Here is an 18664-nt window from a genome sequence, read left to right on the forward strand (position 1 = left end):
TCTCTCTCGTCAGGACACCAGGTCGGGGACGGAACGCACGGCGAACAATTCGTCGAAGTTCGGTAGCGATCCGAGCTTGGCGCGGTTCTTGGCGTCCTGGTAGATGATCCAGCCGTAGGTGGCCGGGCTGTCGGAACCGCGCACGTTTCTCGCGGTCAGGGCCTGTTTGTAGTCGTCGACGCGCTTGTGACCGACGAGGGCCGCCAACTGCTCGTCCTCGTACCCACCCAGCACGTCCTTCGCGTACGCGGTCAGCCGGTGAACGAGCGCGAAGTCCTCGGTCAGCACGAGGTTTCGTGCTGCCTTGTGCACGGCCGGGTCGTCGATCGCGCTGGAACCGGGCACTCGGGTGAGCGCGACCTCGTGCGCGTAGTGCATCACCGTGTACTGGTTCAGCAGCGCGTACACGGCGTCGGTGTCGGTTTCGCCGTATCCCGGCACCGATCCGCCGAGCACCGGAGTGCCTTCTCGCAGGCTGAGCTTGTAGGACCGGACCTGCTGGGTTGCCAGCGAGCCCGCGAGCTCGTCGAGAAGCTCCTTCCGGGTTTTCGCGGCAAGGATCGCGTCGCTGTCCTGGTAGAGCAGCAGCGCCCGCGGCATCGCGTAGACGAAGCGGTGCTGCTCCACCTCCCAGTTCTGCAGCAACCGTGTCGCGGAGGCCGACCCGGTGGCCTCGACGTGCCACTCGAGCAGCATCCGAACCGCGACATTGTGAACGGCTGCCTGCTCGTCGTCCGCCGTGATGGATCCGAGAATCACCGAGTCGGCACTCGCACGGAGAGGCAACAGGCGGTTCGGGTCGTACTGGTAGAAGAATCCACCGCTCATGCCGTTGCAGACACCCTTGCCGAACCCGCCGAGATTCAGAACGGCGCCGCCGGTCATGTATTCCGCGGCGAAGTCGCCCACGCCTTCGACGACGGCGGTGGCTCCGGAGTTCCGCACGCCGAAGCGGTCGCCCGATTCACCTTCGACGAATGCGCGTCCACCGGTCGCGCCGAAGAGCGCGAAATTGCCGATGAGAACGTTGCCGCCCGCTTCGGGCGATCCGCCGCCGGGCGAGCGAACGATGACCGTGCCGCCGTTCATGGATTTGCCGACTCCGTCGTTGCAGGTGCCGGTGTGATCCATGACGACGCCGTCGTTGCAGAAGGCGGCGAACGAGAGGCCTGCCGCGCCGTACGTGGACACCAGGGCCGTGCCCGGTGCCAGGTATCGCCGGCCGCGGTCGTCGACGAGCACCGACGGCATGGCGTCGGTCACCGACGTCGGGAGTTCGTGGTTGAGGAGGCGTTCGATGTCGATCGACAGTTGCCCGCCGACGCTCTTGTTCAGGTTGCCCAGATGCGTTCGGCCGCCGGGCGCGACAGTGCGTGCGTGGTCGTCGATCAGGGCGGTGCGGACTTCGGCCATCAGCATGTCGTCGATGCCGTATTCGCGTTCGAGATAGACGGGATCGGTGACGACGGATTCGGGAACCACGGTCAGCATCGAGTGCAGGTCCAGCGCGCCCACCGTTGCCGCGTGGTCGACGAGGTGCAGAAGATCGGTTCGGCCGCGGGCGTGCCGCAACGACGGCATCCCCAGCTCGGCGAGCAACTCCCGGACTTCGTGTGCGATGTTGAGCAGGTACTGCGCCATCGATCGAGGGTCGCCGTCGAACACCTCGGGGTTGGTCGTCAAACCCGCTGGGCACTTGACGTTGCAGTTCTTCGCCATGACGCAGCCCATCATCATCAGCGCAGTGGTGCCGAACTCGAAGCTGTCGCCGCCGAGCAACGCCGAGGTGACGACGTCACGACCGGTCTGGTGGGCTCCCGAGCATCGGAGGATCACTTTCTGGCGAAGTCCGTTGGCGCACAGAGCCTGGTGCACTTCCGCGAGGCCGATCTCCGCGGCGCGTCCGGCGTACTTCAGGCTCGTGACGGACGCCGCCCCGGTTCCGCCGGTGTTGCCGGCGATGTTGATGACGTCCGCGCCCGCTTTCGCCACGCCGACGGCGATGGTGCCGATCCCCTCGGACGAGACGAGCTTCACGATCACCCGTACGCGCGCGGCCTTGCAGTCGTGGATCAACTGCGCGAGGTCCTCGATCGAATACGTGTCGTGATGCGGTGGGGGAGAGACAAGCTCGACGCCGGGTGTGCCGCTGCGGGCGGCGGCGATGTCGACGGTGACCTTGGGGGCAGGTAGCTGCCCGCCCTCACCGGGTTTGGCGCCCTGACCGATCTTGATCTCGATTTCCTCGAGCATCGGATCGGCCAGATAGCCGGCCCAGATGCCGAAGCGTCCCGACGCGAATTGTTTGATGCGAGAGGCGCGGACGGTCCCGTAGCGCGAAAGATGCTCTCCGCCTTCGCCGCTGTTGGACATCGCGCCGACCATGTTGGTTCCGTGCGCGACGGCTTCGTGTGCGTTGGCGTTGAGGGCCCCGTGACTCATCGCGCCCGACGCGAGCAGCGGTGTGATCGCACTTGCCTTCTGCACCTCGGACAGGGGGATCGACACAGGCGCCGCACCCAGTTTTCCGAGGAACAGCGACGCCCGGCCGTGGGAGGTCACGATCACGGTGTCCTGCTCGATACGACTCGTGGCCTCGTCGCCGAAGAGGAGACCGAGAGCATCACCGAGCAGCTGCACACGCGCTGGGTCGGTACGCGCTGGGTCGGCATGCAGAGTCAGTGCGAACTCGGACTCCGACACGGCGTCGACCTGCAGGCCGCGGACGAGAATGCTCGTGTTGCCCTCGATGTCGAAGCGGCCGAGCTCGAGCGCGAACTCCTGCGCCGACGAGCATTCCGACACGTCGGCCGGCGTGGCCAACACGTCGCGCAGTGCTGCCGGTCGACGCGAGCGCTCGTCGTGCATCGAGGTGACGAACGAACGGTAGTCGCCCGTCACCTCGAACGCGTCGATCTGTTCGTCGGTCAACCGGTCGAAACTCGTCGACGCGTACGCCTCGGCGCCGAGACCGAACGCGTCACCCAGCCTGGTGATGGTCAGCAGCCGCAGTGCATCGGTCTGCGCCGCATCGGCTTCGGTACCGGCGAAGGCGATCTTCTCCTTGGTCATGTCTACGAATCCACGAACCGACGTGGCCCCGAACGAATGGCCTGCGCCGTCGGCGCGTTCTTTGAACAACCCCAGGTTCGGCAGGTCGCTCTCGCTCGCCGCGCTACGGGCGTGGGCATGCCAGTGCGCGACACCCGCGGCGATCGCGCGGAACCCGACGCCGCCCACCGGAGACTTCATGTTCGGGAACCACTGCGACAGAACGGGATCCGATGTGTCGAGGAAATTCGGTTCGAAGAACTCGCCGCCGATGTAGCTCTCCACGGTGCACAGGCCGACGCGTCCCATCGTCTTCATCAAGGACTTCTCGGCGGCCTTCACGAACTTGGCGAACGCCACGTCCGGGTCGGTGCCGAACTTGTCCTCGGCTCGCAACCGCACCGTCAGCGGATGAACCGCAGCAGCGCCGAATCCCAGTACGAGTGCGACGTGGTGAGAGGAGGAGATCTGGCCGCTCTCCACCACCAGCGACACCCGCAATCGGACGCCCGCAGCGATCAACCGTTCGTTGACGAACGCCACAACGGCAATTGCCGGGAGCGCAGCGTTGTCCCGGGTGATGTCTCTGTCGCTGAGCACGGCGATACCGCCGCCACGGGCGAACCGAACGACCGAGTCGGCCAGCGAGTTCACGGCCTCCACGAGCGCGCGTTCGTTGGCCTCACTGTCGGTGTCGATCGACCGGTACGTCATGTCGAACCGTGCGACCGGGGTATGCGACTGTTCGGTGATCCGGTGCAGATCCGCGTGCGACAGCAGGGGACTGGGCACGACGACCTGGCGGGAAACAGGGCCACCGACATTGGGTTTCGGGCCCAGCGACACCCGAAGCGTCATTCCGTCGGCCTCGCGAATGCTGTCGAGCGGAGGGTTGGTCACCTGCGCGAACCGCTGCGAGAAGTACTTCGCCATGCCGCCTTCGCGGTCGGTGAGAGCATTGATCGCGTTGCCGTATCCCATCGCCGAGACGCGTTCGACGCCGCTCGCCAGCATCGGATCCATCAGGAACTTGAAGCTCTCCTGATCCAGCGAATACGCGACGTAACGCTGATGACGTTCCAAATCGCCCGCATAGGCGTCGGCGACGGAGTCGGTGGTCTCCAGGTCGTCGAGGCCGACGCGCGCGGCCGCGAGCAGAGCGGTGTAATCGCGTTCGGCAGCGAGCTTTTCGAAGGCTTCGCGGGTGTAGTAGGTGTGCTTGTCGCGGTGATCGAAGTAGATCATTCCGCCGGCTTCGACGCGACCACGATGCGTGATGGTCTCGGGTGGGAACCGAACCTGCCCGGCCTCGGAGAAGGCACACAGGTAGTCGTTCGTTTCCACCGTCCGGAGGGGACGAAGCCCCAGGCGGTCCAGACGTGCACCGATCACCGTGCCGTCGCCGAACACCACAGCGGCCGGCCCGTCGTTCTTCTCCTCGTACAGCGAGAAGTACTCGAACATCGCTCGGACCCGAGGCGAGAGCGTGTAGTCGTTCTCCCACGCCGGAGGCATCATCGACACGACGGCCGTGACCAGTTCCACGTTGTCCTCGACGACGCGGGCCTGCACGGTCTGGTCCAGGCGGCAACTGTCGGACTGGCCGGGCGGGCGCACGATGGCGCGACGCTTGGCGCTTGCCACTGCTGCTTCCGCGAGGCGATTCTTCTTGTCGGTGTTCAGCTCTCCGTTGTGCGCCATGAACCGGAACGGCTGCGCCATGGTCGGATGTGGATCGGTGTTGGTGGAGAAGCGGGTGTGGAAGAAGATCGTGTGGACCGAATGCTCCGGGTCGACGAGGTCGCAGAAGTATGGAACGACCTCGTCGGAGTTCAGCCGACCTTTCAGCACCTGCGTCCTCGCGCTGAGCGACAACGGATACAGCCCAGCCAGGGCGGGGGTGGTGTACGCGATCGATTCGATGTGCAGCAGTGCCTCGTGAATCAGCCGATCGATGGCTGCGGGTTCGGGCCGGGGACGTGGTACTTCCCAGATCCACTGGCGAACGGGGCGTTGATATTTCACGGCCGCGGGACGAATGGCGTCGTTGTTCACCGGAACATCGCGGACAGTGAGCGGGGTGAATCCGCGATCGATCATGGCGCGGTGGATCAGTTCGACCGCTCGTGCATGCTGGGACTCGTCGTCAGGGAGAAAGAAGTTGCCTACTGCGAATCGGCCGAGTTCGAGAGTCCGCCGGTCGGTGATCCGTCGAAAGAAGTCGACGGACAGGTCGAGGGACACACCGCCACCGTCGCCGACGCCTTCGGCGGACATGCCGCCTCGGTGCGGCACCGAGCACAGCGCTTCCCGAGCCTTGATCAGCACATCGTGGGACTGAACGCCGTCCTTGCGCGTGATGAAGCCGACCCCGCAGCTGTCGGAATCCAGCGACGGATCGTACAGACCGACGGACTTCTCGTGCATCTATCGACCCTCTCCCTGTCCGGGCGCAGGCGGGCGAAGAGTCGGATCCGCCGTGCGCAGAATCGACGGCGCGACGCCGTCAGGGCAGGGCGTCGCTGCTTCGATGAAGCGGCACCCGGAGAGGCCAGACTACTAAGATAAGGCTAGCCTTTGTCAATTCGCCTGGACAGGTCGATCATCACGGCCGCTCGAAGACCTCGATTCCGGCGTCGGTGAAGCGAAGCACGTAGCCCGACGCCACCGCGTCGGCGACTGCCTTGTCGTCGCCCGCACCATCCGTCGGCCATCCGGCAGGGTCGCTGCGGTTGACCACGATCCAGTCCGGCACTTCCGTGTTCGTCACACGTTGCGGAAACACAGAGACGTCGTGCGTGGCGACGAACTGCGGAACCAGATTGTTCGACGCCGCGATCGTCTCGCCCTCGGGGATGGCATCGGCGATTGCGTGGGATGCGGTCACCTGCGGATCGGTCGACCACCCGTCGGCTGTCGCCAAGCGAGCCATGGGAAGAAACGGAAGGGCGACGATCGCGAACGCAGCCACGGCCGTGAAGATCGTGCGTTGCCCACGCTCGGTGAGTTGCTCGTGCCTGCGGCACCGCACGACGGCGTCGATCAGGGCCGCGAAGACGACGACCATCAGGATCGCGTTGTAATGAAATATCGGCTTCCAGAAGTTGGTGTTGTCGCTGAGGAATCGCCACGCGACGGTGGGGACCGCGACCAGCAGGAGCGGAGAGCGCAGCGCAACGAACGCGGTCACGGCCAGGATGAGGAAAGCAGTCGCTGCGCGGGAGTCACCGGCGACGACACCGTGGGCGGTATCGGCAATGCCCGACCCGAGGGGAGGCAACTTCGATCCCTGACCGTACGAGTCGTCGGCACTGAGCAGCGGGATGATCACCTTGACGGCGAGAACGACCCAGCCGAGGCCCCAGAGAACCGTCAGAGCTCCGAACACGCGGGTGCGTCCGGTGGTCCAGAATGCGACCAGACCGCCGATGACGGCAACCGTCAGACCCATGTCCTCCTTGACGAACACCAGCGGGAGCGCCCATGCCAAGGCCGGTAGCCATCGGCGATTACCCAGGGCGACGAGAGACATGGCCATCAGTGGCACGGCGAACGCGATTTCGTGGAAGTCGAAGTTCAGGGCGGCCTGCACACCCCAGGACAGCCCGTAGGCGAACGCCACCGCGATGCCTGTTGCCGTGCCGAACTCACGGACCGCCCACCGGGACAGCGGAACGACTGCCAGCGCGAACAGAACCGCCTGCGCGATCAGTAACGCCTCCGGCGACGGGAACAGGCGATACACCGGTGCCAGCAGTGCGGTGATCGGGGAGAAGTGGTCGCCCAGGGTGTTGTAACCGGTGCCCAGGAGATCGGACGTCGGCGCCCGAAACTCGGCGTACGACGAGATCTGTTGCACGAAGATTCCGAGATCGAATCCGGACGTGCGGAGCTGTCGGTGGCCGAGCACGGACAACAGCGAGTACAGCGTCGCGAGTGCCGCGAACGCCGTCACCGGGACGACGACATCAGCTGTGGGCCGCGCACGACTCGCTCGCGTGTCCAGGTGTTCCTCGACCGATTCGGCCGCAGTGGGCGGGGAGATCTCGGTTGCAGTCACAGGAAATGCTGTCTACCCGACGTTTCTTGGACCAACCTGAGAAGTGCAGGTGACAGCGCCCGGGCCGGACCTCTCGATCACACCCGCCGTTTGCGTGGACGATTCGACGGGGGTTGAGAGGACAAGTGGTAGTACAGGGCGTCGGCGGTGTCCTCCACGACGACCTCCACGACATCACCGACTTCGAGATAGTCGTCGACGGCAATGCGGTCCTTGGCACCGATCACCGCCTTGACCGAACGCGCGGGGATGAGTCCCCGGCGACCGTCCGGTCCGACGGCCAACGCATACCTCGGACCGGTGCGGGTGACTCGAGCAGAGATGATCGCCGAGTCCCTCGGAACCGGTTCGACGACGGCGCCCTTCGCGACGGCCGTCTGTGAATCGAGCTGCGCCGCGAGGTCGTCCGCCATCAAGTCGACCTGGAGGAGAAGCTCGGCCATCTGTCGTGCGTACTCGGTGTGCGCCTCCGTCGGCTTGAGAGCTTCGCCTGGCTTGTACATGTCCTCGTGGGTGAGTTCACCCCAGGCGTCCTGCAGTCTGGTCTTGACCTGTACTTCGACGTTCACGATCAGATCGCCCTGGTGGGTGGCGACGCGAATGACCAGAATCGCGTGGTACGCGCGGTATCCACTGGGTTTGGGGAACGCGACGTAGTCGGTCGGGTTTCGGGCGAAGCGCACCGAGCATTCCGGGTCGGTGCACGCGCGTTCCAACGCGTCCACGAAGGCGTGAAGATCCCGCGGGCTCTTGCACAGAACCTTGATGCCGATCAGGTCCGGCAAGGATTCCACGACCTCGTCGATGGTCCTCGGCTCGACGATCCGGCCTTCCGTGATCTTCCGCCGCAGTTTGTCGGCTGCCCGTACCGGATCCTTGATTCGGGCGGTCTGCGCATTGAGCCGATCTCGGTCGACGTTGTCGAGGATCTCGTCCGCGATGGTCTCCAGAAAATTCTGAGCCGTCACCAGCGCGGCCTGCCATGCCCGGCGACGTTCGGCGTAGGCCTCGTCGACCAGGTCGTCGATGCTCGTCGACGCTGTCACCGTCCGCGCCTCCGATCACGCCCAACGGGCTGTCCACACTTTATCCGCTTCGACGGGGAACGAGCCGACCGCCGCCGGCTTCGGCGCGCCCTGCGTGATCGGCCGCGTCGGCACAACTAATTCGTACGATCAGTCGGGCGTTCGTCGGAGTGTGGGATTAGTCTCTTCACTCATGACGGCCACGGTCGCAGAGGGCGACGCATTCGTAGCGCAGTTCGATCCCTATCGTCGTGAGCTGCTCGCTCATTGCTACCGCATGACGGGCTCGATTCACGACGCCGAGGACCTCGTGCAGGAAACGTACATCCGCGCGTGGAAGGGCTACTCCAAGTTCGAGGGGCGCTCGTCGATGCGGACCTGGCTGTATCGCATCGCCACCAACACCTGCCTCACGGCGCTCGACGGCAAGTCCAAGCGTCCGCTGCCGACAGGGCTCGGCGCGCCGAGTTCGGACCCCACCGACGACCTGGTGGCAACGCACGAAATTGCGTGGCTCGAGCCCATCGCGGATTCCGAACTCGCGGATTCGGACGATCCCGCATCGATCGTCGTCGGCAGGGACACCATCAGACTGGCGTTCGTCGCCGCACTGCAGCACCTCTCGGCACGTCAACGAGCAGCATTGCTGATGCGTGAAGTGCTGCAGTGGAAGGCGTCCGAAGTAGCGGAAGCCTTGGCGACCACCACCACCGCGGTGAACAGTCTGCTTCAACGCGCACGAGCGCAACTCGACGAGGTCATGCCGTCGGAAAACGATGTCGTCGAGCCAGCAGCCGCCGAGACCAGGGAACTGCTGGCCAAGTACGTCGACAGTTTCGAACGCTACGACATCGAGCAGCTCGTGACTCTGTTCACCCAGGATGCGGTGTGGGAGATGCCACCGTTCGAAGGGTGGTACCAAGGGGCCGAGAATATCGGCACCCTCATCCGTGGAAACTGCCCGGCGCAGCGAGCGGGCGATATGCGGATGGTCGCGACGTCGGCCAACGGTCAGCCCGCCTACGGGCTGTACATGCGAAACGAGGACGGAATCCACCAGCCGTTCCAACTCCACGTCGTCGACATCGTGGCGGGGAGAGTGGGCCACGTGGCGTGCTTCTTCGATCTGACCCTGTTCGAGAAATTCGGTCTGCCCGAGCGTCTCTGACAGGGAGTTCGAGGGAGCCCCACCTGGCCCGTCCCGGCTATTCGGACGGCACGGCGCTGGGGTCCATCCACATGACTTCCCATACGTGGTTGTCGAGATCACGGAACGCGCGCCCGTACATGAACCCGTGATCCTGAGGCTCCATCCAACTCGACCCTCCGGCGGCGATCGCCGCGTCGACGAGTGAGTCGACCTCGTCGCGACTGTCGGCGCTGATGCACATCAGGACCTCTCGCGACTGCGTCGTGTCGGTGATCGCGTCGGAGATGAAGTCCTTGAAGCGAGGTTCCGCCAGGAACATCACCGTCGCCTGCTCGCTGACGACCATCGATACACAGTTCTCGTCACTGAACACGTCGTTGAACTCGAAGCCCAGCCCGCCGAAGAAAGCGCGGGTGGCGGTGACGTCCTTGACGGGCATGTTGGCGAACAGCATTCGGGACATTGGGGTCTCCATTCATTCGGCGTGGAAGTCTCGTGTGTATCGACAACGGACGAATCGTGAATTCATCGCGGATCCGACATCGACTTTCTACCGCATTCGGGGAGTCGACTCGCCTGTAGCAAGATGGGAACACGTCATGCATGCCGGAAGCGGCGCGTCGACGCTGTTCGAACAAGAGGAGAGTTCATGGATTTGGGTCTGTCGGGTAAAGCGTTCGTCGTCACCGGAGGAACCGAAGGGCTGGGATTCGCGTCCGCGCGTGAGCTGCTTCGTGAGGGAGCGAAGGTGACGGTGGCCTCCCGGTCACAGACCAAGGTCGACGAGGCAGTGACCGAACTGGGCGCACACCGCCCCAACGCAGTCCACGGAATGGTCGCCGACAACGGCCATCCTGCGAGCGCACAGTTGCTCGTCGAGTCGGCCATCGCGCACTGGGGCAAGCTGGACGGGCTCGTCGTGAGTGTCGGCGGACCTCCGCCGAGCACCGCCCTCGATGCCACCGACGAGGACTGGACTGCGTCGTTCGAGTCCGTGTTCCTCGGGGCGGTGCGGCTGGCCCGCGAAGCGGCGAACGTCATGACCGACGGAAGTGCCATCGTGTTCGTCTTGTCGACATCGGTGAAATCGCCGTTGACGGGCCTCGGCGTGTCCAACGGACTGCGCCCGGGCTTGGCGATGGTGGCCAAGGACATTGCCGACGAGCTCGGGCCACGAGGAATCAGGGTCGTGAGCGTCCTTCCCGGGCGATTCGACACGTCCCGGGGCGGCGCCGTGTCCGACGATGCGTTGGCACGGATCCCGCTCGGCCGTATCGGCGATCCGGAGGAGTTCGGACGTACCGTCGCGTTCCTGGCGTCGCCGGCCGCGTCGTACATCACCGGCTCGACGGTCACCGTCGACGGCGGCGCCGTGCGCGCGCTGTAGAAGGTCCGGTCACCCTGACCGCACAGACGACGAGGCCAGACGACGAGGCCCCGAGCAGCAGTGCTGCTCGGGGCCTCGTGGCAAACAAGGAGGGGGATGTAACGGTTCTAGCGGGTCACCGAGGCGATGCGGGCGAGCATCCGCGACAGGGCCGAACCGTCGGAACCCAGTTCGTCGAAAGTCGACGTGGGGGTAGATACAGCTGCGTCGCTTGTGGCTGCAGCCAGTTTGCGCACCAGTTCGGTGCGGAGCTCGATAGCGCCCAGGATATCGGCGTCGAGCGTCGCGACCTGCTCGTGAAGCTGGTCGATCTGTACGTCGTGTGTTGGTGCTTCGTCGGCGCTGATAGCGAGCGAATCGATCTGCAAAGTCACATCGTCTCCTTTTGTTCGCGTCCTGAGGAATGATTCGTTTCGCTCCTCGGAACTGTTACACGGTCGCTCTATGTGTCAACGATGTTTCGTGGCCCCTACCAAGATGCCCAGTCTTGTGGGCTGGGCCAACCATCTGAAGCTGTGATGCTGCCAACAATCCGCAGCCACCCGGTGCCTGCCACCCGTCGAAGCAACACCGCGAGCGAGCGCGGTGTTCCTGACAGCGGCGGTCGATGTTCGTCCCACATTGAGTCTTCGTAGCCGTGAGCCTTGCGTACTGGATGAACTTTGCGATGAGCGCCGATTTCCACGTCCGCTGCTGGTCACACACGAGCGCCCCCGGTGTCACGAAGGCGTGTCACCAGGGGCGAAGCTCCATCTCGGCGTGGTCGGTCAGCCGCGGGCGGCTTTCAGATGATCCGCGGACACAGCTTTGAGATGTGTCAGGTCCGACGCGACGGTCGCCAGTGTGTACCCCTCGTCCAAGCGCTTGGCTGCCACAGCACCGGACGGTGTGTGAATGCCGGCCGTGATGCCTGCGGCGGCGGCGGCTCGGCACACCCGAACGAGTGCAGCCTCGAACTGCTCGTCCACGGAGGTGTCGGTCGGTGACGATCCACCCACCGCGAGCCGCAGATCGGACGGGCCGACGTAGACACCGTCGAGACCTGGAACGGCACAGATCTCCTCGACGTTCGCCAGCCCCTGAGGCGTCTCGATCATCGCCAGCACAACTGTGTCACGGTCGGCATCGGCAGGGTTGGGTCCTATCCGAAGCTGCGAGCGCATCGGACCGTAGGACCGAATGCCGGTCGGGGGATACGTTGCCGCCGAGACCGCCGCCGCTGCGTCTGCTGCGGTGTCGACGAGCGGAACGATGACGCCCGCCGCGCCTGCGTCCAGCGCACGCCCGATGACCGTCGCGTTGTTCGCTTCGACCCTGATCAGTCCGGCGGGACCGTTGGCTGCATCGATTGCGGTGAGCCCGGCGAGCATTCCGGAGTATCCGATCAATCCGTGCTGCAGGTCGAGTGCGATGTAATCCCAGCCGACATGGGCGAGCCACTCCGTGGAGACCGGGCTGTCGATGACGGACCAGTAACCGAGGATGCGCTCCCGGTTTCTGACGCGAGCGGCGAATTCCTGTGCAGACATGTGTAGAGGGCCTTTCAGCGGTTGTAGTTCGGCATCGGTCCACGCAGCGCGGAGCCGACGTCGTCGCACGCATCCACGACGTCGGCGCCGAGTGGACCTTTCGCGATCGCGGCTATGTTGGACTGCAGGTGCTCGACCTTGGATCCACCGAGCAGGATGGGACCTGCGGCAGGCTTGGACACCAGCCACCGCAGGGCGAGTTCGGTCAGTGGGACGCCTGCTTCGTCGGCGATCGTGGTGAGCTGCGCGACAGCGTCGAAAATCGCTGTGTTCCAGTACCGTTCGCGATACATGGCAGCCAGGCGTGAATCGCCGAATCGTCCGTCGGTCGGTGTCGCGTCCAAGGAATGCTTGCCGGTGAGCAACCCGCCACCGAGTGGGTTGTACACCATCGTGATCAATCCGGTCACGTCGGCGAACTCGACGTATTCCTCTTCGATCCTCCGGGCGAGGAGGTTGTAGAGCTGCTGCGCGACGATCGGCCGCGGCGCGCCGACCTCGTCGGCTACCCGATTTGCCTCGGCGATCTGCCACGCCGCGAAGTTCGAGACGCCCAGAGCACGAATCTTGCCCTCCTGCACCAGTTCGGCGACGGTTGCCAAGGTGTCGGCGATCGATGTCGCGCGATCCGGCTGGTGCAGATAGAACAGGTCGACGTGGTCCGTCTTCAGGCGAGCCAGGCTTGCCTCCACGCTCAGACGAAGACCCTTCGGTGACAACGGGCTGTTGTCCCCGGCGTCGGGGTTGGGCATTCCCGCTTTCGTCGCGAGGGTCACCCGATCGCGACGAGTTGCGAGCAGGTCCGCGAGTATCCGCTCGGATTCACCGCCCGCGTACCCGTTCGCGGTGTCGATGTGGGTGATGCCTGCGTCGACTGCAGCGTCGAACATCTTCGCAGACCCGGCGGCGTCGACGGTGTCGCCGAACGTCATGGTGCCCAGTACGAGTGGGGAAATGTCGAGCGAGGTCATACAGGAGCTCCTACGGAAGGGGTGGACAGGCGAGACACGATGTGACGAGGTTTGATTCCGACCATTGTCGCCGGGTCGAGGGCAGCTGCGCGCAGCGCCCGGGTGTAGGGCTCCTTGGGGCGTGCGAGCACCTCCTCGGTGTCGCCTCCTTCGACGATGCGGCCCTTGCTCATCACGACGACGGTTTCACTGATCTCGCGGACGACACCCAGGTTGTGCGAGATGAAAACGTAGGTGAGTCCGGTGTCCTGCTGAATCTCCCGCAACAAAGTCAAAACCTGCGCCTGCACGGACACGTCGAGGGCGCTCGTCGCTTCGTCGCACACCAGAATTTCCGGCCCGGACGCGAGTGCGCGGGCGATGCCGATGCGTTGACGTTGGCCACCCGAGAATTCGACCGGTCGGCGGTTCAGTGCAGTGCTCGGCAGGCCGACCTGATCGATGAGTCTCGCTGCCTTCTTGGCTCGCTCGGACTTGCTGCGAATTCCCTTCAGTCGCAGTGGTTCGCCGACGATGTCCACTGCGGTCAGGTGAGGATCGAGGGATCCGTACGGATCCTGGAACACCATCTGTACGCGAGATCGGAACGGGCGTAGGGACTTCTCGGACAGTCCGGCGATGTCCGTTCCGTCGACGACGATGCGGCCCGAGGTGGGGGTGAGCAGACGAACGATGGATTTCGCGATCGTCGACTTTCCGCAGCCCGATTCACCGACAACGGCCAGTGTCTTGCCTTTGTCGACCGAGAAGCTCACCGAATCGACAGCCCGGAACACGCCGTCGGCGACGGGGTACTCGACGACGAGATTCTCCACCGACAGCAATGGGGTGGTCATACCGTTACCTCGACTCGTTCTGGTTGGCCGGCACTCTGGTTCCACGTCCCGAGGTGCGGGATCGCGTCCAGCAGCTTCTTGGTGTACGGATTCCGGGGCGCTCCGACGAGTTCTTCCGCGCCACCGTCCTCGACGAAGACACCGCTCTTCATGACGTAGATGCGGTCCGACACCAACCGTGCCACACCGAGATCGTGGGTGATGACCAGCATCCCGATGCCGGTTCGTTCCTGCAGCTCCATCAGCAGATCGAGAATGCTGGCCTGCACCGTGACATCGAGGGCACTGGTGGGCTCGTCGGCAACTATCAATTCCGGGCTCGACGCAAGAGCACTGGCGATCAGCACACGCTGAAGCATGCCGCCCGACATCTGATGGGGATACTTGCCCAACTGGATTTTCGGGTCGGGGATGCGAACCTGTTCGAGGAGTTCGATGCAGCGCGCCGTCTGCTTGGACTTTCCCGTCACGCCGCTGTGCCGGACAGCTTCCTTCAATTGGTTGCCGATGGTGTGAACCGGGGACAGCGCCGTCATCGGGTCCTGCGGAATCAGTGCAATGTGCTTCCCGCGAATCTTGCTCAGCTGCTTGTCCTTACCGAGGATCTCGGTGTCCTTGAAGGTCACCGATCCTGTCATCACCGCGAGATCCGACGGCAACAACCCCAGCAGGCCCATTGCCGTCGTCGACTTGCCGGAGCCGGATTCACCGATGATCGTGACCGTTTCACCAGCGTCGATGCAGAACGACACACCGTCGACGGCCCGGATGACGCCCTTGTCGGTAACGAGTTCGATCTGGAGTTCGTCGACCTTCAATAGGTTTCCCATGACTTACGCACCCTTTCCGAATCGGGGGAAGAGACCGAAGCGGCCGAAGCCGGCCGGTCGATCACGGAGACCGTCGCCGAGCAGGTTGACTCCGACGACCAGGAGCACGATGACGAGGCCGGGCAGGGTGACGAGCCACCACGATGTGGTGATGTAGTCCTGACCGTCGGAGATGATCCGGCCCCACGTCGCGAACGGTCGCTGCGGACCTGCACCGAGGTAGCTCAAGGCACTTTCGAGCAGGACGGCCTGCGCCAGAAGCAGGAGTACGACGAGCGAGGCCTGCTTGAAGATGTTCGGCACGACGTGTCGGAGGAGAATCGCGATCCGGCCGAGTCCGAGCACGCGAGCAGCGGCGACGTAGGGCTTCTCGCGTTCGACCAGTACCAGGGATCTTGTCAGACGTGCGATTTCCGGCCATTGCGCGATGGCGATGACGAACGTGATGACCGGAATGGAAGGGCCGAACAGTGCTACGACGAGGAGCAGCATCATCAGCAGCGGCAGGGACAACTGGGCCTCGAGCAAGCGGGAAACGACGGTGTCGACCCAGCCGCCGAGGAAACCGGCGAGCGATCCGAGAACGAGACCGATGATGCCGGAGACCACGACTGCGAGAATTCCGACGGTCAGGGATACCTGTCCGCCGTAGAGCACGCGGGAGAGAAGATCGCGGCCGAGTTGGTCCGTGCCGAACAGATGTCCGTCGGTCAGCGGCGGCAACCTGCGTTGGGCGAGGTCGGTGGCATCGGGCGACGCCAGTGGCAGTACTCGTGCCAGGGCGACCGGAAGGATGACGGTCAGGGCGCAGACTGTGCCGATCCAGATCTTCACACGGCTGTCGCGTGCGCGTCGGGTTGCGCCCGCGGCGGCGAAGTCCTTGGCGGTGACGGCGCTGGGACGCGTTGGCTTGTCGGAGGGGGCGACGACGGTCATCAGTGGGCTGCCTTCCCGAGACGGACACGGGGGTCGAGGAGCGGATAGCAGAGGTCGACGGCGAGTTGCACGAGCACCGCGAGAACTGCGGTCACGAGAACTGTTGCTTGGATCAGCGGGTAGTCGCGGGTTTCGAGTGCTCGCACGACCAGCGAACCGACACCGGGCCAGGCGAACACGACCTCGACGACGACGACACCGTTGAGCATCGACGCGAAGCGGGTGCCCAGTGCGGTCACGACAGGAATCGACGAGTTGCGGAGCGCGTATCGCCACGTGATCTCTCGTTCGGACACTCCGCGAGATCGAGCGACTGTGACATAGGGAGACGAGTAGGCGTTGACCATCTCTCGTCGAACCATGCGTGAGATCAATGCGATCTGCAGGACGGCGACGGTCAGTGCGGGAAGCAGCAGACTCGACCACGTCGTGAAGCCGGCGGCGGGGAGCACCGGGACCAGCACAGCGAAGAAAGTGAGCAGCATCAACCCGGTCCAGAAGTCCGGCATCGACTGTCCCGCGATCGTGACGACGTTGGCGCCGAGCTCGCGCCGGGTGTCGGCGCGCTTCGCCATCCAGATACCGAGTGGGATCGAGACGAGGGTCGTCAACAAGATCGCTGCGAGAGCCAGCGTGACCGTGTACGGAATGCGCTGCAGCACAACTTCGAGCGCGGGGGCTTGGAAGGAGTAGGACGTGCCCAGATCGAGAGTGAACAGTCCCTTCAGGTACAGCAGGTACTGGGTGACGACTGACTGATCCAGGCCGAGATTCACGCGAATCTGCGCGAGATCCTCCGTGGAGGCCAAGGGGCCCGCCATCGAGTACGCGGGGTCACCCGGTGCCATGCGTATCAGCACGAAAACGGTGGTGAGAGTCAAGAAGATGGTGAGGAGGCTCTGTCCGAGCCGGCGAATCACGTACCTGGTGGTCGGCGCGGTGAGGAACGCCGGAAGCGGAGAGTCCTTGCGGGACTTGGCCGCAGGAACGCTCGGGGGAGCGGCGGTCAGCTGCGTCATCTCCCCACCCCCGTTCCTCGAGTTGCCTGGGTCATCGTCGACCTTTCGATAACACTGCTGCGTTCGATGCGGGCCCGGTTGCACACACGTCCGGCAACGGCCCGTTGTTACTCAGCTCACAATGGCACTACTGCGCGAATTGCGCAAGCAGAAAATTATTCCTGCGTATTTCGAGCAACTCCGTGTACAGTCCCGAGTGTGTTCACGATCACTTCTGTCGAGTGCGGCGCCCCGGCCCTGACTCGGCACACGCATATCGATGTGACAGTAACGAGGGGTCAACGATGACCGAAAGCTTTGTCAGCCAGCCGTTCTCACGCCGAAACCTGTTCCGTGGCGGCTTGATCCTCGGCGCAGGACTGTCCCTGGGCGGAGTGACAGCATGCGCTACTCCGACCGGTAAGCCCGGACCGGACACGGTCAGCCTGGCCATGAATCGATCGATGGTCAGCCTCGACAACAAGCTCCTGCAGTTCGACGCCGCCCTGACCGTCCAGCGTGCCGTCCGCGAGGCGCTGACGACCATCGATACGAACCTGAAGGTGCAGTTGGTTCTGGCCGACAGCTTCGAACTGGTGGCCCCGACGCGCTGGCTCGTTCACCTGCGTCCCGGTGTCACCTACTCCGACGGCAGCCCGGTCAGAGTCGAGGACGTCGATACCGCCCTGCGAATGTACCCCCAGGTCAGCGGTTCGTTCGTCGGCGGATTCTTTCCGGAATGGCCGACCGTCGGCAAGATCGACGAGTCGACGTTCACCCTCGACACCGAACGGCCGGTGCCGGTGCTCGACTATCTGATGTCCAACATCCTCATCACGCCCGCGGCGCAGAATGTGCCCGAAGACTTGCAGGACGGAGTCGGAACGGGGCCCTATGTCGTGACGGAGTCCGATCGCGGGACGGGAAACTATTCGCTGGCGCGGAATCCGACCTACTGGGGGGCCGCGCCGACGGTCGAATCGGTGAACATCCGTTTCGTTCCCGACGAGTCGAATCGCGTCGTGTCGCTGCGCAGTGGCGAGGTGGACGTCATCGATGCGATCACGCCGGATGCTGCCGATCAACTTGCCGGATTGGCGGGCGTCACCGTCGAGCGGGTCGACGGAGTGCGGCTCAATCAGCTGTTCTACAACTTCCGCAAGCCTGCGGGGCATCCGCTCGCGGACCCTCGGGTGCGACGTGCGCTCAGCTACGCGATCAACGGAAATGCGCTCATCGACCAGGTCATGCAGGGTGCGGCGACACCGTCGCGCGGTGTCGTTCCAGGAATTCTCGACGGTGCGATCGAAACGGGAGAATACGAATACGATCCTGCCCGCGCGCGCGCCGAACTCGACGCGCTGGGCGTGTCGGATCTGGAGCTCAAGATCATATGGGAAACAGGAGAATTCGCCGCGGACACCGACATCATGGAATCGGTGTTGCAGATGCTGTCGGCAGTGGGAGTGCGTGCGACACTTCAGCAGTTCGAGCCCGGCGGCGACATCTCGACCTGGCGACAGGGCAAAGCCGGTGACTGGGACATCCTCGGCAACGGTTATCCCAGCCCGACGGGATTGGCCGTCACGATCATGCAAGGTATGTACGCAGGTACCGCGGCGAAGGAAGAAACCCGAGATACTTACCATGGCTACATCTTTCCCGAGATCGCCGGCCTGATCGCGAAGGCATCCGAGGATACGGATCCGGTGAGCCGGAAAGAAACGCTCGCCGACGCGCAGCGCCGCATCTGGGACACCTGGCCATGTCTGTGGTCCTTCGTGCCGAAGACGGTCATCGCGCGGCGCAACCGAATCGACGGTATCGGTCTGAGGCCGACCAACTCGTACGACATGGCCGCGGTCACCCTCCGATCCTGATTCGGAAGAGA

The 18664-nt window shown here is 64.2% G+C and carries 14 protein-coding genes; 3 read left to right on the forward strand and 11 right to left on the reverse strand.

Annotated elements, in window-relative coordinates:
* Positions 1-9: 9 nt before the first annotated feature.
* The 3 genes from CH293_RS19150 to CH293_RS19160 form a co-directional block, all read right to left on the reverse strand.
* Positions 10-5478, reverse strand: a complete 5469-nt coding sequence (locus CH293_RS19150) for a glutamate synthase-related protein (RefSeq protein WP_094721165.1) — start codon at positions 5476-5478, stop codon at positions 10-12.
* A 178-nt stretch (positions 5479-5656) separates the two neighbouring features.
* Entirely contained in the window at positions 5657-7111 is a 1455-nt protein-coding gene (locus CH293_RS19155) for a DUF2079 domain-containing protein (protein ID WP_094721166.1), read from the reverse strand.
* Between the two features lie 77 nt (positions 7112-7188).
* Positions 7189-8157: a GTP pyrophosphokinase family protein gene (locus CH293_RS19160; protein WP_037105344.1), complete on the reverse strand. Its 969-nt coding sequence runs from the start codon at positions 8155-8157 to the stop codon at positions 7189-7191.
* 172 nt (positions 8158-8329) lie between these two features.
* Here CH293_RS19160 and CH293_RS19165 point away from each other — a divergent pair, with 172 nt between their 5' ends.
* Positions 8330-9304, forward strand: a complete 975-nt coding sequence (locus CH293_RS19165; protein WP_094721167.1) for a sigma-70 family RNA polymerase sigma factor — start codon at positions 8330-8332, stop codon at positions 9302-9304.
* Between the two features lie 37 nt (positions 9305-9341).
* Here CH293_RS19165 and CH293_RS19170 read toward each other — a convergent pair whose 3' ends face one another.
* Positions 9342-9749: a VOC family protein gene (locus CH293_RS19170; protein WP_037105493.1), complete on the reverse strand. Its 408-nt coding sequence runs from the start codon at positions 9747-9749 to the stop codon at positions 9342-9344.
* A 186-nt stretch (positions 9750-9935) separates the two neighbouring features.
* On the opposite strand from CH293_RS19170, the gene CH293_RS19175 reads away from it, so the two are divergent.
* Complete coding sequence (locus tag CH293_RS19175) at positions 9936-10673, forward strand: SDR family oxidoreductase (RefSeq protein WP_094721168.1); 738 nt, start codon at positions 9936-9938, stop codon at positions 10671-10673.
* Between the two features lie 107 nt (positions 10674-10780).
* Here CH293_RS19175 and CH293_RS19180 read toward each other — a convergent pair whose 3' ends face one another.
* The 7 genes from CH293_RS19180 to CH293_RS19210 all read right to left on the reverse strand — a co-directional run bounded on the left by CH293_RS19180 (position 10781) and on the right by CH293_RS19210 (position 16794).
* The gene (locus tag CH293_RS19180) at positions 10781-11047 is read right to left on the reverse strand and encodes a hypothetical protein (RefSeq protein ID WP_037105352.1); all 267 of its coding nucleotides are present in this window, start codon (positions 11045-11047) and stop codon (positions 10781-10783) included.
* A gap of 393 nt (positions 11048-11440) precedes the next feature.
* On the reverse strand, positions 11441-12202 hold the full coding sequence (locus CH293_RS19185; RefSeq protein ID WP_037105355.1) for an HpcH/HpaI aldolase/citrate lyase family protein: 762 nt from the start codon (positions 12200-12202) through the stop codon (positions 11441-11443).
* Between the two features lie 14 nt (positions 12203-12216).
* Positions 12217-13173, reverse strand: coding sequence for an aldo/keto reductase (locus CH293_RS19190; protein WP_094721169.1), 957 nt, complete (start codon positions 13171-13173; stop codon positions 12217-12219).
* Positions 13170-14009, reverse strand: a complete 840-nt coding sequence (locus CH293_RS19195) for an ATP-binding cassette domain-containing protein (RefSeq protein ID WP_094721170.1) — start codon at positions 14007-14009, stop codon at positions 13170-13172. The genes CH293_RS19190 and CH293_RS19195 overlap by 4 nt, the downstream gene beginning before the upstream one ends.
* Positions 14006-14839: an ABC transporter ATP-binding protein gene (locus CH293_RS19200; RefSeq protein ID WP_094721171.1), complete on the reverse strand. Its 834-nt coding sequence runs from the start codon at positions 14837-14839 to the stop codon at positions 14006-14008. The genes CH293_RS19195 and CH293_RS19200 overlap by 4 nt, the downstream gene beginning before the upstream one ends.
* 3 nt (positions 14840-14842) lie before the next feature.
* Positions 14843-15775: an ABC transporter permease gene (locus CH293_RS19205; protein WP_052060042.1), complete on the reverse strand. Its 933-nt coding sequence runs from the start codon at positions 15773-15775 to the stop codon at positions 14843-14845.
* Positions 15775-16794, reverse strand: coding sequence for an ABC transporter permease (locus CH293_RS19210; RefSeq protein WP_255122915.1), 1020 nt, complete (start codon positions 16792-16794; stop codon positions 15775-15777). Before CH293_RS19210 ends, CH293_RS19205 begins: the two co-directional genes overlap by 1 nt.
* A gap of 284 nt (positions 16795-17078) precedes the next feature.
* Between CH293_RS19210 and CH293_RS19215 the strand changes: the two genes are divergently transcribed.
* Positions 17079-18653, forward strand: a complete 1575-nt coding sequence (locus tag CH293_RS19215) for an ABC transporter substrate-binding protein (protein WP_094721172.1) — start codon at positions 17079-17081, stop codon at positions 18651-18653.
* Positions 18654-18664 lie beyond the last annotated feature (11 nt).

It is taken from the genome of Rhodococcus sp. 14-2470-1b, from assembly GCF_002259415.1.
Classification (GTDB): domain Bacteria; phylum Actinomycetota; class Actinomycetes; order Mycobacteriales; family Mycobacteriaceae; genus Rhodococcoides.